Annotated in this window: 12 protein-coding genes; 5 read left to right on the plus strand and 7 right to left on the minus strand. The window is 67.5% G+C overall.

The features are described from left to right. The first annotated feature begins 75 nt into the window (after positions 1-75). From IHV25_RS03530 to IHV25_RS03540, 3 genes are all read left to right on the plus strand, one after another. Complete coding sequence (locus IHV25_RS03530) at positions 76-1518, plus strand: N-acetylmuramoyl-L-alanine amidase (RefSeq protein ID WP_192533734.1); 1443 nt, start codon at positions 76-78, stop codon at positions 1516-1518. Between the two features lie 103 nt (positions 1519-1621). Continuing rightward, positions 1622-3136: a GGDEF domain-containing protein gene (locus tag IHV25_RS03535; RefSeq protein WP_192533735.1), complete on the plus strand. Its 1515-nt coding sequence runs from the start codon at positions 1622-1624 to the stop codon at positions 3134-3136. A gap of 285 nt (positions 3137-3421) precedes the next feature. Next, positions 3422-5962: a penicillin-binding protein 1A gene (locus IHV25_RS03540; protein ID WP_192533736.1), complete on the plus strand. Its 2541-nt coding sequence runs from the start codon at positions 3422-3424 to the stop codon at positions 5960-5962. Between the two features lie 392 nt (positions 5963-6354). Here the strand turns inward: IHV25_RS03540 and IHV25_RS03545 are convergent, their stop codons facing one another. The 7 genes from IHV25_RS03545 to IHV25_RS03575 form a co-directional block, all read right to left on the minus strand. Next, complete coding sequence (locus tag IHV25_RS03545) at positions 6355-7245, minus strand: energy transducer TonB (protein ID WP_192533737.1); 891 nt, start codon at positions 7243-7245, stop codon at positions 6355-6357. Beyond that, entirely contained in the window at positions 7242-7694 is a 453-nt protein-coding gene (gene exbD, locus IHV25_RS03550) for a TonB system transport protein ExbD (RefSeq protein ID WP_192533738.1), read from the minus strand. The genes IHV25_RS03545 and exbD overlap by 4 nt, the downstream gene beginning before the upstream one ends. Positions 7695-7697: 3 nt before the next feature. After that, entirely contained in the window at positions 7698-8603 is a 906-nt protein-coding gene (exbB, locus tag IHV25_RS03555; protein ID WP_192533739.1) for a tonB-system energizer ExbB, read from the minus strand. Between the two features lie 16 nt (positions 8604-8619). Then, positions 8620-9093 carry a flagellar FliJ family protein gene (locus IHV25_RS03560; protein WP_192533740.1) on the minus strand — a complete coding sequence of 158 codons (474 nt, stop codon included), beginning with the start codon at positions 9091-9093 and terminating at the stop codon, positions 8620-8622. Between the two features lie 83 nt (positions 9094-9176). Next, positions 9177-10664 (minus strand): flagellar protein export ATPase FliI, encoded by a 1488-nt coding sequence (gene fliI, locus IHV25_RS03565; protein ID WP_192533741.1) that lies wholly within the window; start codon positions 10662-10664, stop codon positions 9177-9179. A 317-nt stretch (positions 10665-10981) separates the two neighbouring features. Continuing rightward, positions 10982-11521, minus strand: coding sequence for a CinA family protein (locus tag IHV25_RS03570; RefSeq protein WP_192533742.1), 540 nt, complete (start codon positions 11519-11521; stop codon positions 10982-10984). A 70-nt stretch (positions 11522-11591) separates the two neighbouring features. Beyond that, positions 11592-12092 (minus strand): phosphatidylglycerophosphatase A family protein, encoded by a 501-nt coding sequence (locus tag IHV25_RS03575; RefSeq protein WP_192533743.1) that lies wholly within the window; start codon positions 12090-12092, stop codon positions 11592-11594. 606 nt (positions 12093-12698) lie between these two features. Here IHV25_RS03575 and IHV25_RS10385 point away from each other — a divergent pair. Both IHV25_RS10385 and IHV25_RS03585 read left to right on the plus strand, forming a co-directional pair. Further along, entirely contained in the window at positions 12699-14021 is a 1323-nt protein-coding gene (locus IHV25_RS10385) for a peptidoglycan DD-metalloendopeptidase family protein (RefSeq protein ID WP_274605233.1), read from the plus strand. A gap of 70 nt (positions 14022-14091) precedes the next feature. Further along, on the plus strand, positions 14092-14508 hold the full coding sequence (locus tag IHV25_RS03585; RefSeq protein ID WP_338048580.1) for a bactofilin family protein: 417 nt from the start codon (positions 14092-14094) through the stop codon (positions 14506-14508). Positions 14509-14677 lie beyond the last annotated feature (169 nt).

A 14677-nucleotide genomic window follows, 5' to 3' on the forward strand; every position in this document is an offset into this window, starting at 1 on the left:
TCGACTCCGGCTCCCCTAAACTGCTTTCCTGTTTGGAAGGTGCCCGAACGTCCCAGCCTCCGAGATCCTTTTTCCATGAGCGATGCCCCAAAAAACCGGATTTCCCGGCGTGCCCTTCTTGCGGGAGGTGCGGCGCTGGGCGCGGGCTTTTTTGTGTCCTCCCTGGGCCTTGCGGCCGGGAGCGTGAGGGCCACCCGTGTGCGTTTGGGCGACCACGGGACGTCCACCCGTTTCGTCCTGGAGATTTCGGGCCCGGTCACCTGGCGGACCTTCGTGCTGGAAAACCCGGCGCGCCTTGTTCTCGACATTCCCGGCGCCACGTTCGAGGCCGCCGGACCCCTTCCCCGGCTGGGGGTGATCTCGGGCATCCGGGCCGGACGCACCGAGCCCAACGCCCTGCGCCTGGTCCTGGACCTGGCGCGCCCCGCGCTGCCGGACAAGGATTTTCTGGTGGAGCCCGGGGACGGGTTCGGCTGGCGTCTTGTCCTTGACCTGGTGCCGGTGGAAAAGGCCGCCTTCTCGCGCAATGCGGGGCTGGTGCCCGAGCCGGTCATCCCCAACACAGTCACGCCCGAGCCCTCGACCCGTCTGGGCACCGCAAGCCCCGGGGCCGGATCGGACGCTCCCGCGGCTGCGCAGAGCGCGGCAGGGGCGGGTGCGGCTGGCGCGGTGTCCGGGGGCGGTTCCGGGGCGGGTGCCGCCGGTGCCGGTGCGGCGTCCGTCCGGGGCACTCCGGGCAAGCCGGTGTTTGTCCGCCTTGCCAACGGGCGCCGGGTTCCGGTGCCCATACCCAAGCCGACGCCGGGCCGCGATCCCCTCTACCGGCCCATGATCGTCCTGGATCCGGGTCACGGCGGCCGCGATCCCGGGGCCCTGGGCATTTCCGGCACCCAGGAAAAGACCCTCACCCTGTCCATGGCCCGGGATCTGAAGGCGGCGCTCGAGCAGACCGGCCGCTACCGCGTGACCCTGACCCGCGGGGCGGACACGTCCATCAAGCTGCGCGACCGTATCGAGGTGGGGCGCAAGGCGGGGGGTGACCTGTTCATCTCGCTCCACGCCGACGCGCTGACGGATCCGTCGGTGCGCGGGTTCTCGGTCTACACCCTTTCGGAAACCGCCTCGGACGCGGAGGCCGGAGCCCTGGCCGAGCGCGAGAACAAGGCCGACATCCTGCTGGGCGCCGATCTTTCGGGGCAAAGTCCGGATGTGGCGTCGATCCTGATCGACCTGGCCCGCCGGGCGACCATGAACCACTCGGCCCTGTTTGCAAGCACCCTGATCCGGCAGCTGCCCTCCAGTGTTCCGCTTCTGAACAAGCCCCACCGGTCCGCCGGGTTTGCGGTTCTCAAGGCGCCGGACATGCCCTCGGTTCTGGTGGAAATGGGCTTCCTGTCCAACGCGCGTGACGAGGCGCTTTTGCAAGACAAGGCGCACCGGGCCCGGCTGGCCAGCGCCATTGTGTCCAGTATCGACACGTACTCCCGGCTCCAGGAACGCACCCCGTTTCAACCCTGAGGGTGAATTACATTCGCCTTTCGCTATTTACCCTGGCCGGGGGTTCCGCTACGCTCGGAACAGCCCCAAAAAACCTTTGACCGCAAGAGGCTGAACCGGACAGATGGCACGCAAACCTGTTGATATTACCTGTCCACGGAGTTTCCTGGAGGAGAGCCGTGCCAGCTTTCCGCGGCGCGGTCCCCGGAACTTCGAGGCTCTTTTTGTTCGCATCGTCGAGCAACTGAGCGGCGAGCTGGACACCCGGAAGATCGTCAACGAGATCCTGAGGGACATCTGCACCACCTTCGGGGTGGGCTGCGGCTTTGTCTATGAGGTCAAGGGCTCCAGCGTGCTCGAGCTGATGGAGTACTACGAGACCTACCGGGGCCACCCGGTTCACCCGCGCTTCGCCCTCGAGGACATCTTCTCGGCCGAGGAAATCGACGAGCTGTCCCGGCGGCCCATGTTCTTCTCCCGCTTCTGGCAGGGAACCGAGCGCCCCCACACCCCGTTTTCCCGGTTCTTCAAGGCCAACACCGTGCTGCTGATGCCGGTTCACGGCACGGACGGGAACCTGATCGCCGTGGTGGGAATGGTGGACCGGCGCATCGAGGTCTTCGAGAACGACAGTGACGTCCATACGGCGCGGGTTCTTCTGAACCTGCTGATCAACTATGTGAAAATCCGGATTTCAAACCGCAACCTCGAGGCCTCGCGGACCTTCCTCACGGGGATCATGGACAACATCGGGTTCGACATCTACGTGACCGACTATCACACCGACGAGGTTCTCTACGCCACGCCCCACCTGGCCGATCCGGTGGGCGGGCTCACGCGGGTTCTGGGGAGTACCTGCTGGGAGGTCTTCCACCGCGGGTCCGAGGGGCGGTGTGCGCACTGTCCCAAGCCCCGCATGCCCGTGCCGCAGGGCGGGGACGATCCCTCGCCCGAGCCCCTTCTCTCGGACATCCAGCGCCCGGAGGATGGCGCCTGGTTTCGCAAGATCTGCGCGGTGTTCCGCTGGGTGGACGGGCGGTTCGTGCATGTGGTCAGCTCGGTGGACATCACGGAGAACAAGCGCAACGAGGAGATCATCTACCGGATGGCCTACCTCGACGAGGGAACCGGGCTTCCGAACCGGGCCCGGCTGAACACGGACCTGGCCCGGTGCCTGGAGGAGGCGAGGGACGGCGGGCACGGGGTCTACGTGTTCTTTTTCGATCTGGACGGCTTCAAGGCGGTCAACGACACCCTGGGGCACTTTGCCGGAGACGAGCTTCTGCGCCTCATGGCCGACACGCTCCAGAGCGATCCGGATTTCCGGGGGCGCCTTTATCGCCACGGCGGCGACGAGTTTGTCCTCATTTATACGGAGACGGATTCCGTCCGGGTGCGGGCCATCGCCCGCAAGGTCCTGGAGTACTTCCAGAAGCCCTGGGTTCTGCGGGACGGCCAGGCCGTCTGCCGGGCCTCCATCGGAGTCGCCCACCACCCGACCGACGGAAATACACCCGAGGAGTTGATTGCGCGGGCGGATGCGTCCATGTATACGGCGAAACGCTCGGGCAAGAACCGCGCGGTCTTCCCCGACGGGACCGTGGAGATGGCCCCGGAAAGCGCGGGCGGCCTGACATGAGCCGAACCCGTTTCCGGTCTGCCGGGGTGACGGGCGGGGCCGGTGGCCTGCGGACCCGGCCGCTGTGGGCCTGACAGGCGCCGCTTTCGGCATTTTTTGCGTGTTTTGCGCCCCTTTTGGTTGTCACGGGGCTGGCTTTCCGGCCGACGGCGCTGCACACTGTCGGCGCTGACACCGCTTGGCGTCCCCTGATGGTATGGATACACAATGACTGATGATCCCCAGGCCGTTCCCGCCCGGGACAAAGTGCCCTCAACCTTTACACCTGCACCCCGGTCGCATCGTATGTTCAAGCTTTTTCTGTCTCTCGCCCTTTTCTTCACGGTAAGCGGAGCGGGTGCCGGTGCGGTCGTCTATGACCGCTACAGCGCCGACCTGCCGGATTACCAGGCCCTGGAAAAGTACGAGCCCGATATCACGACCCGAGTTCTGGCCAGCGACGGCCGCCTCATGGCGGAGTACGCAACGGAAAAGCGCATCTACGTCCCCATCGACGCCATGCCTGACCGGATCCGCAAGGCGTTCATCGCCGCCGAGGACAAGAACTTCTACACCCACTCGGGGGTGGATTTCGTGGCCATGGTCCGGGCCATGGGGCAGAACGTGGAATCCCTGGGAAGCGGGCGCCGCCCCAAGGGGGCCTCGACCATCACCCAGCAGGTGGCCAAGAACTTCCTCCTGACCCCGGCGCCGACCCTGGACCGGAAGATCAAGGAGGCCATCCTTGCCTTCCGCATCGAGCAGGCGTTTTCCAAGGACTACATTCTCGAGCTGTATCTGAACGAGATCTTCCTGGGCATGCGCTCGTACGGTGTCGCGGCCGCGGCCCTGAACTACTTCAACAAGAGCCTGGACGAGCTGACCCTGGGCGAGACCGCCTTCCTCGCCGCCCTGCCCAAGGGTCCGAACAACTATCACCCCGAGCGTCATCCCGAGGCCGCAAAGGCCCGGCGTGACTGGGTGCTCCAGCGCATGCAGGAGGACGGCTACATCACCGCCGCCGAGGCGGACGCCGCCCGGGCCGAGCCCATCGTGCTGCGATCCCGCGACGAGACCCAAAGTGCGCGCAACGCCGGCTTCTTCTCCGAGGAGGTCCGCCGGATTGTCCAGGCCCGCTTCGGGGATGATGCCCTCTACAAGGGCGGGCTCTATGTGCGCACCACCATGGACCCCGCGCTTCAGGAAATGGCCACCCGGGCCCTTCAGAACGGCCTGATGGAGTACGACCGCCGCCATGGCTGGCGCGGTCCGGTGGCCCGCCTGCCCGGCGTGGACGACCAGTGGGCCGAGAACCTGAAGGCCGTGTCCCGGCCTCAGGGGATGCCGTCCCGCTGGCGCATGGCTGTGGTCCTGCGGGTGGATCCCACCGAGGTCAAGCTGGGCTTCGAGGACGGGTACGGGGGCCAGATCCCCATGTCCGAGATGACCTGGGCCCGCCCCGTGAATGAGCGCGGCCAGATGGGGGCCACGCCGAAGAAGCCGTCCGACATTCTGGCGCCCGGGGACATCATCCTTGTGGAGCCCAGGGAGAAGGACGCCCGGGGCAAGGCCCTGCCGGCGGGAACGTTCTCCTTGCGCCAGATCCCGGCGGTGGAGGGCGCTCTGGTCGCCATGGACCCGCACACGGGCCGCGTCCTGGCCATGGTGGGCGGTTTCTCCCCCGAGCGCAGCGAGTTCAACCGGGTGACCCAGGCGCTGCGCCAGCCCGGCTCGGTCTTCAAGCCGTTCGTGTATCTGGCGGCTCTGGACCACGGCTACACGCCCGCGACCCTGATCCTGGACGAGCCCTTCGTCTACAAGGTGCCCGGCGCCCCGGCCTGGAGCCCGCGCAACTACGGGGGCCAGTTCTTTGGCCCGACCACGCTGCGTATCGGCGTGGAGAAGTCCCGGAACCTGATGACCGTGCGCCTGGCCAATGCGGTCGGCATGGACACTGTGGCCGAGTACGCCGAGCGCTTCGGCGTTGTGGAGAAGATGCCCCGGCTTCTGTCCGCGGCGCTGGGCGCCGTCGAGACCCGGGTCATCGACATCACCACCGCCTACGCCATGCTGGTGAACGGCGGGCGTCGGATCCACCCTGTGTACATCGACCGGATCCAGGACCGTCATGGCGTGACCGTGTTCCGCTCGGACACCCGCCCCTGTGACGAGTGCCAGGGAACGGACACCGCCCACATCCCCTCCATCGAGGACAATCGGGAGATCATGACCGATCCCCTGTCCGCCTATCAGATGGTTTCCATCCTGCAAGGCGTGGTCCAGCGCGGAACCGGCGCCCGGGTGGCCGCCGTGGGCAAGACCGTGGCCGGCAAAACCGGAACCTCCAACGATTCCCGGGACACCTGGTTCGTGGGCTTCTCCCCGGATCTGGCGGTGGGCGTGTTTGTCGGCTTTGACACACCGCGCTCCCTGGGCAGCCGGGAGGCCGGCTCCACGGTGGCGGCGCCGATCTTCACCGCGTTCATGAAAGAGGCTCTGGCCGGAAAGCCGGACATCCCCTTCCGTGTTCCGCCGGGGATCAATTTCGTGCGCATTGACCGCCTGCTGGGCTACCGCGCCGGTCCCGATGACCCCAACGCGTTCCTCGAGGCGTTCAAGCCGGGCACCGAGCCCTCCATGGCCCAGATGATGACCCCGCTTGACGGATCCATGGGCGCCGACGGATACGACGATCCCAATCTCTGGAGTGATGACGGCTACTACATCGGCCGCGGCCAGGGGGATCCGTCCCAGCCCCAGGGCCCGGGTGTCCCGGGCGCTCCGGGCGGAATGCCGGGCTACGGGGAGCCTCCGTCCACGGCTCCTGTGGCGGGGGACGTGTACTAGACCCGCGTGCGTGTGCGCTCTGGGGCTTCTGCGCCCCGGCGCATCCGTCCTGAAACGTGCTGGACCGGTCCCCTCGGGGGCCGGTCTTTTTTTGTGGCCGGGAGGCAGGGGGCGGTCGTGTCCGGTGCGGGCGCCGTCGATCCCGACGGTTTCAAGGTCGTCAATGTCCCCTGGGCATGTCGTGGACGAGGTTCCCCGGGCCCCGAGGCCACGCCGTTCGGGAACGCATTCCTTTCGGGGTGCGGGTTGCGTCCCGTCGGTCCGCCTTGTCGGTCCGCCTTGTCGGGCTCTCGCTTCCGGTCCCGGCAGGTCCGGGCGTTGCCACCTCGTGCGCATGTCCCGGGAGCCCATCCGCATGCCCCGCCAGGGGGCGGTACATTCCGGGCCAGGCGCTAGTACAGGCGGAAGCGGACGGGCACCTCGATCTCGAAGCTGTCCCCGGGGGTGTCGTCCGGAGGCAGCGGGAGCGGCTGGGCCCGGCGCATCAGGTCATGGACCTCCCGGTCCAGGAGCATGTAGCCGGTGGAGCGCAGAAGCTGCACGCTCCGGACCCGGCCCTGGCGGTCCACCACAAAGCGCACGATGCCCTCGCCCTGCTCACGCCGGGCCACCGCCACCGGCGGGTATTTCTTGTGCTGGTCCAGGTGCATCATCACCCGGCTGCGCCAGCTTTCCCTGGTCGAGCGGGTGCGCCCCGGCAGGGCTCCCGGCGGAGGCAGGTTCGCCGCCGAGCGCGGCTGGGCCCGGGACGGGGGCGGGGCCTCCGGCTGGTGCGGTTTGGCCGGGCGCCGGGGCTTCGGTGTCTCGGCCTTCTTCTCGGTATCCGGCTTTTCGGTCTTCTCCGGCTTCTGGACAAGCGGGTCCGGGGCCGTGTCCTCCTCGGGCAGGGGGAGGTCGTCCGGCGGCGGGGCGTCGTCGGGCTCATCCTCCGGTGTGTCGGGCTCCGTCTCGGGCGCGGGCGGCGTCGGAGGCGGCGGCACCGGCCGGTCCTCGGGCACGGGTTCGGACGCCTGGGCCATCTCCCGGGGCTGGGTGTCGGAGGGCGGGGTCAGGGCGGGAATGCTGTCCACCGGCTCGAGGTCGATCTCGATGGGGGGCGGCTCCAGGACCATGGGCATGGAGACGGCGTTTTTTCCCGGGCTCCCGAACAGCAGCAGGAACAAAAGCACGTGCAGGGCGCAGATGAACAGCACGGCCGCAAGCACCAGGGGAAGAGACCACCAGCGCCAGGCAAAGGGATTCTCCCGGGAGAACCGGGGGCGGGGCCCCCCTTCTGCGGTCATGGGCCGGGGGCTCCGCCGCGCTGTCCGCCCGCTCCCTCCTGGCCCACAAGGGCGACCTTGAGAAAGCCCGACGACCGCAGCACGTTCATCACATCCATCAGGGCGCCGTACTCCAGGGCCCGGTCCGCGCGGACATGCAGGCGCCGGGTTCTGTCGCCCCCCGTTTCCTCAAGGACGCGGTCCGTCAGATCGGACAGGGTGACGTCCGTCTCCCCCAGGGCCAGGCTGCCGTCCTTGCGGATGGAGATCACGATGGGCTTGTCATCCACCGGTTTTGCGGCGCTGGCGCTGGACGAGGGCAGGTCCACCTTGATGTCCACCGTGGACAGGGGTGCGGCGATCATGAAAATGATCAGGAGAACCAGCATCACGTCGATAAACGGGGTGACGTTGATCTCGTGCATTTCGGCATTGCCGCCCTGCCCGGAGTCCCGGAAGCCGAAGGCCATGGCTCAGTCCCTCCGCAGCAGGGCGGTGCGGGCGTCCTCAAGGGCGGCCGTGTCGAGGGCGCCCCGGTCCAGATCCCGGGAGACAAGGCGCAAGATGGCGCTGGACACGTCCCGCAAGGTGGCGCCGTAGCCGGTGGCGCCGCGGGAGAACAGGTTGTAGAGGATCACCGCCGGAATGGCTGCCACCAGGCCCAGGGCCGTGGCCAGAAGGGCCTCGGCGATACCGGGGGCCACCACGGCCAGATTGGTGGTCTGGGCCCGCGAGATGCCGATAAAGCTATTCATGATGCCCCAGACCGTGCCGAACAGGCCGATGAAAGGCGAGGTGGCGCCCACGGTGGCCAGGAAGCCCATGCCCAGCGAGGCCTTGCGCCCGGCGGCGCTTTCCATGCGTTCCAGCACCGAGGACAGGCGCTCCAGAAGGCCCTTCTGGCTGTCAAGCGGGCGTATCAGGTGGGGGAGGGCCGGCGTCGCGGACCGGCCGATTTCGTCCAGGCTCAGGGCCAGAAGGCTCCGCTCGGGGCCGCCCAGGGCCAGGCTGGCCCGGGTGGCGCCCGTCAGGCTGTCGGCGTCGGTCAGAACCCCCAGAAGGCGCCGTGAGCGTCTCAGGGCCAGACCCAGTTGCAGCGCTTTCAGAAGCCCGATGGTCCAGGTCACCACAGAGGCCGCCAGAAGCAGCAGCATCACGCTTTGGACCACCAGGTCTGCGCCCATGAACATGCCCACCGGGGACAGGTCCACCGGCATGGCGGCCCCGGTGCCCGCGCCGGTCTCCGGAGGCAGGGCAAGGCCGCTGCCGGGGGCGACACCCGGAAAGCCCGAGGTCAGGGGATCCGGACGGGCCGGGGTGAACCCCTGAAAGTAGGGCGAGGGGTCGGAGGGGGCAGCAGTGGGGTTTCTGTCCGGCATGGGAGGCTCGATCGGGTCAGGGGTCGGTGGAGGACGAGGATGAGGATGAAGGCGGGGATGAAGACGGGTCTTTCCGCTGCCGCCGACGATAGCGCTCCTGAGCAAGTTCGTCGAGAAAGAGCTGTTCCTTCCGGTCCCGTTCCTCCCGCGCCTGGCGGTCCCGGTTCTCCTGGGTCAGGACAACCGTCTTCAGCTCCTTGTAGGCGTTGGCCAGAACCTCCCGGGCCACCTCAATGGCCTGTGCGATGGCCATCAGCTTCTGGGTCAGTTGGTCCTTCTGGTCGTTGTAGCGGGTCAGGTAGGCGCCCATGGTCTGCCCGAATTCCGGGTGCTCCCGGGCGAAGGTCTCCTCCCGGCGGTAGTCCTCCTCGAGGGCGGCCCGGGCCTCCAGCAGGGCTTCCTCCACCCGCAGCAGCTCACCGAGCTTGCGGCGGCACTCGTCGACCTCGTAGTCCCGCAGGCGGATCAGGCTGTGAAGATCCTTGCCCACGGCTCAGGCTCCGCTGCAGGGGAGGGCCGGTCCCCGGGCTCGGGCACGGGTTCGGGCACGGGCGGGGGTGCGGCGTTCGGCCATCAGGACGGCTCCCCGCCGAGGGTGAAGGACTGGCCGAAGGGGTTTGCGCCCGGGTTCGCCTCCGCCCCGGGGTGGGCGCTGCCCGCGTCCGGGCCGTGAGGGTACCCGTCGGGGCCGAGGGGCTGCCCGTCCGGGCCCGGGGGGTGCCCCTGGGGATGGGCGGGAGCGAGGGCGGCCGCCAGCATGCGGTAGCCGGTTTCCAGGTCCGTTCCCTCGGTTTTCTTCTGGGAGAGGAAGGCCTCGAGGGCCGGGTGGTGGGCGATGGCCGTATCCACAAGGGGATCCGAGCCCTTGCGGTAGGCCCCAAGCCGGATCAGCTCGGCCATGTCCTCGTAGGTGGAGATCAGGCGACGGGCCTCCTGGACGAGGGCGTTTTGCTCCGGGGTGTTGCACCCGGGCATGGTCCGCGAGACCGAGCGCAGGACGTTCACCGCCGGGTAGCGGCCTCGCTCGGCAATGGTGCGGTCCAGAACAATGTGGCCGTCGAGAATGCCCCGCACCGCGTCGGAGATGGGCTCGTTGTGGTCGTCGCCCTCCACAAGGACGGTGAACAGCCCGGTGATGGTGCCCGAGCCCTCGCGGCCGGGCCCGGCGCGCTCCAGCAGGCGGGGGAGCTCGGCAAACACCGAGGGGGTGTAGCCCTTGGAGGCCGGGGGCTCCCCGGCGGACAGGCTGATTTCCCGCTGGGCCATGGCGAAGCGGGTCACCGAGTCCATCAGGCACAGCACGTCCAGGCCCTGGTCGCGGAAGTACTCGGCCACGGCCAGGGTGGTGTAGGCGCACTGGCGGCGCATCAGGGGGCTCTCGTCCGAGGTGGAGACCACCGTCACCGAGCGGGCCAGGCCCTCGGCGCCCAGGTCGTCCTCGATGAACTCCCGTGCCTCGCGCCCGCGCTCCCCCACCAGGCCCATGACAATCACGTCCGCGTCCGTGTTGCGGATGAACATGGAGATCAGCGAGCTCTTCCCGATGCCCGAGCCCGCGAAAATGCCCATGCGCTGCCCCTTGCAGCATGTGGCAAAGGTGTTGATGGCCCGCACGCCAAGGTCCAGCTTGCCGCCCACACGGCGGCGCTGGTGCGCGGGGGGAGGGGTGTTGCGGATGGGGATGGGGTCCGGGCCCACGGGAAGGGGCGGTCCGGAATCCAGTGGCTCGCCCATGGCGTTGATGACCCGGCCCAGCCACTCGCGGGTGGGGTAGAGCGCGGGACGTCCCTCGCCGACCTCCACCCGGCAGCCCAGGCCGATGCCGTCCAGGTTCCGGAAGGGAAGAACAAGGGCCCGGCTTTCCCGGAACCCCACCACCTCGCACGGAACCCGGTCCTGGTCGCGGGTCTCGATCCAGCAGCGCTCCCCCACGGACATGGAGGTCTGGATGCCGCCGATCTCGATCACCAGGCCCTGAACCCCCATCACGCGCCCGTAGACCCGGTAGTCCGGAAGACGGGAGATGTCGTTGATGATGGTGCTGAAGGGGCTGGGGGTCATGGATTTTCCTGGTTCGTCGCGGGTTCGGGGTTGGGGGGGTAGGAGGCGAGGGTTTGGGGGGGGGGCGGCAGGCCCCGGGCCTGCTTCCGGACCGCTGCCCGGCTGTGGGGCCGGTATGCGGATCCCGCCCCTGTATCAAACCCGGTTCCTGTCCCAGTTCCGGATTACCACAAATGGGCCGTTCTGTCTTTTCTCGCGTTCCGTGTCCGGTGAGCGGATCCCGCCCGCGGGTGGTCCGGACGGGCGCCCGCCCGGTCCGCGTTTCTCGCCCCGGGGCGCCCGGGTTCCGGCCGGGACACCGGCCCGGGGCCGGCCCGTCAGTCCATCTCGTCGCCTGTGGGAACGCCGCTCAGAACCTGAAGGGCGAGGTCCAGAACCGCGTTCACCGTGGCATAGCGCACCGCATTGCGGTCACCGGCAAAGATCCGGCGCCGCACCACCGTGGGGCTTCCGGCAATGGAGCAGGCGAAAAACACCAGGCCCACGGGTTTGTCCGGCGTGCCGCCGCCCGGTCCGGCAATGCCCGTGGTGGACAGGGCGAGGGCGGCTCCGGATTCCTCGAGGCATCCCTCGGCCATGGCGGCCGCGACCTGGGCGCTGACGGCTCCGTGCTGGGCGATCAGGCCCGGGGGCACCCCCAGGGATTCGGTCTTGGCCTCGTTGGAGTAGGTGACGTAGCCCCGCTCGAACACGTCGCTGGAGCCCGCAACCGCCGTCAGCGCGGCGGCCACCATGCCGCCGGTGCAGGATTCTGCGGTCGCGCAGGTCAGGGCCTGGTCCCGGAGCATGTCCAGAACCGCGCTGGCCTGGGCAACAAGATCGGGAGGGAAAAAGGCGGACGAGAAACTGGGAGGCATGAGGACAATCCGTTCGTTTACAGGGCCCGGCCCGGCCGCAGAGGGTTCGCAGGACGCAGCCGGTCCGGACTCAGAGGGCAAAATAGGACGGGAACAGCCACGACAGCGCGACCATACAGCCCAGTGCATACAGGCCCGCCGCCACATCGTCGAGCATGATCCCGGCGCCGCCTTTCAAGGCGCGGTCGATGGCCCGCACAGGCCACGGCTTGAGAATGTCAAAAAACCGGAACAGGACAAAGCCCGTCAGGTAGGCCACCGGGTTCAGGGGGGCGGCCAGAAGGGTGATCCACTGGCCCGCAACCTCGTCGATCACAATGCGGCCCGGGTCGTCCTCTCCCGTGTGGCGGACATGGGCCGAGGCCGCAAAAATTCCCACCACCGTCACCACAACCGCAGCGATCAGCAGGCCGACCGGCCCAGCGAGCCAGACCACCAGGGCCGCACAGGGCAGGGCCGCCAGGCTGCCCGCCGTCCCAGGAGCCACCGGACTGGCGCCGGCCCCGAACCAGGTGGTCAGCGCCAGAATCGGAAGCGGGGCTCCAGGGGCGGACCTTGTTGTTTTTCTCATTTCAGTATTTTCCAGAGTGTTTTGGGGGCGTTTGGTTTCCGGGGCGTGCATCAGGCTCGGTCCGTTCGGATGGGCGCGAGTGGCCCGGATCCGGAGGGCGGGCCGGGCAGCGGGGGGCTCCGCATCCGGTGTGGTGTCATTTTACCCCTCGGTTTCGGTGGTTTGTACCCGTTGCGGGGGCCGAATGAGTAAAAAGAGCCATTTTTTAGTTGTTCGTCAAGTGCGCTCACTGATAGAAAGGTGGGGTTTGTCTGGAGGCCGGACCGTCCCTTTCCTGGTGCCGGGGTATCCAGCCTTGTCTTTATCCGGTTCCGCGAGTGTGACCCCGTGTCACGCGTGCCGGGTGTGCCACGCGATGTGGTGCGCTGATCCGGCGGTGGAGGCCCGCTTTTTCAAGCGAGAGTGCGCGGGACGCACACGGGTGCGTTTGCGGCATTGAGGCCTGACCGGTTCGTTGACAGCGGGCGTGTCGTTCCGATGCGTCCGGGTTCGGTGTGCATTCGGCGAGGCCTGTGTGACGGGCCGGGCCCACTCGCGCTCCCGTCGGTAAATGTTTCCGGTACGTGTTGAAGGTGGAGGCTGAACAATGAGTGAGGGCATGCGAGTATGACGGAGTTCGATCCCCGAATACGGGAAGCGTCCAGATTTCAGCGTTGGCTCGGGCGTGTGTTTCCTGAACGTCAGATCATGGTTCGGACGGACAGCCACGTAAAAGTTATTTCACTGACCAGCTTTCGGCAGTTGTCTGCCCTTTCGGTTTTCGTTTTATTCTTTGGCTGGATGACCTACTCCAGTGTCGTTGTCTTCTGGCTTGACGAGATCCTCGCGGCCAAGGAGGCGGGTATCGCGGATACCCGTAACGAATACAAGGGGATTCTGGCAGAGCTTGGTGTTTACCGGTCCGTGGTCGGCGCCATTCGCGAGACCCTGGACACGCCGGTCGAGGGCGAGGACACCGGGGCCCGGGCCGCTTTGGCCTCCGCGGATCCGGCGCGGGCCGCCGCAGCGCCCGGAGCCGCCTCCGGCACCCTTCAGCGGGCCGAGCAGCGGGAGCTTCTGACCCAGTTGGCCTATATCGAGCACGGCCTGGGTGAGCTGTCCGATGCCCGCAACATCCTGACCGATCTTGAGAAGCAGCAGGTGGAGGTCCGCCAGGTCCTGATGGAGCGCGATCTCGTCAAGGCCGAGAACCGGGAGCTCCAGGGGCGGGTCGTCGCCCATGAGGAGCGCATCCAGGAACTGGAGATGGGCCAACTCCGTCTTGTGGAGCGCTTTGCCGAGATCACCCGCACCCGCATCAGCGCCATCGAGACCGCTCTGGGCGGCACGGGGGTGGACCTTCCGGTCCTGATGCGCAAGCAGAAAGAGGAACTCCTGAAGTCGGTGGGGCAGGGCGGTCCGTTCATTCCCCTCGATGTCCTGGAGGTGGACCATCCGGACTTTCCGGACGCCTCGTCCCGGCTCCAGGACGCGATCGAGACCTGGGGCACCATTGTCGCCCTGACCGAGCGCATCCCCCTGACCGACCCCCTGCACAACCAGACCTACCGGATCACCTCGCCCTTTGGTGTGCGCAGTGATCCCTTCAACGGTCTGGCCGCCCGTCACGAGGGCGTGGATATGGGGGCTCCGCGCGGAACGCCCATCGCGGCCACGGCCCCCGGAAAAGTTGTTTACGCCGGGTGGCGGGGGCGCTACGGTCGTGTCGTTGATGTCGATCACGGGGTCGGTCTTCTCACCCGTTACGCCCACATGGACGCCATTACTGTCCAGATGGGGCAGAAGCTTGAAAAAGGTGATGTGATCGGGACCGTGGGGAGTACGGGGCGTTCCACCGGACCTCATCTCCATTATGAAATCCGGGTGAATGGACGACCCAGGAACCCTCAAATTTTCATGAAGGCGGGAAAAGATGTTTTCGAGGGCTAGCTCAAGTGCAAAGTCGAGAAACAGGGCGGCGGACGCGGCGTCCTCCACCTCTGGTTCCGGGGAGAGGCTTGTGCCGTCTATCGTGAGCGGTGATCTCGTTGTGACCGGCGATCTTCACAGTTCCGGAGAGATCCAGATCGATGGCCGGGTGGAGGGCGATATCGAGTGCGTCTCCCTCATCATTGGCATCTCCGGAAACGTGACCGGCGAGGTGAAGGCGGAAAAGCTCCGCCTCCATGGCTCGGTCAGCGGCCATGTAAGCGCCAAGTCCGTGTTCCTGGCCAGTACGGCCCGGATCATGGGGGACATTTCCCATGAGAGCCTCGCGGTCGAGCCCGGGGCCTATATCGAGGGGCACTGCCGCCGTCTGACGACGCCGGTGGAGGTCCAGCCGCCGGCCCCCTCGTTTTCCGTGAAGCTTGCGTCCTCGGGGGGCTCCGAGAAGGACACCCCGTCGAAGGATGATTCGCAGGTCGCCGTCGGCTAGACGGCCCTGCGTCCGAGACCGGCGTGCCGTGCAGGCGGGCGCCGGGGCCGGTCTCCGGGCGGACCGGTCAAGAAGCCTGCGTCCGGAGCCACCGGCCCGGTCATCCGGCCGCCAGAGGAAAACTTCGCGGCCCGCATCCGCCCCGGGACAGTGCGTCCCCGTCGGATCC

It is taken from the genome of Phaeovibrio sulfidiphilus (assembly GCF_014861485.1).
Lineage (GTDB): Bacteria > Pseudomonadota > Alphaproteobacteria > Rhodospirillales > Rhodospirillaceae > Phaeovibrio > Phaeovibrio sulfidiphilus.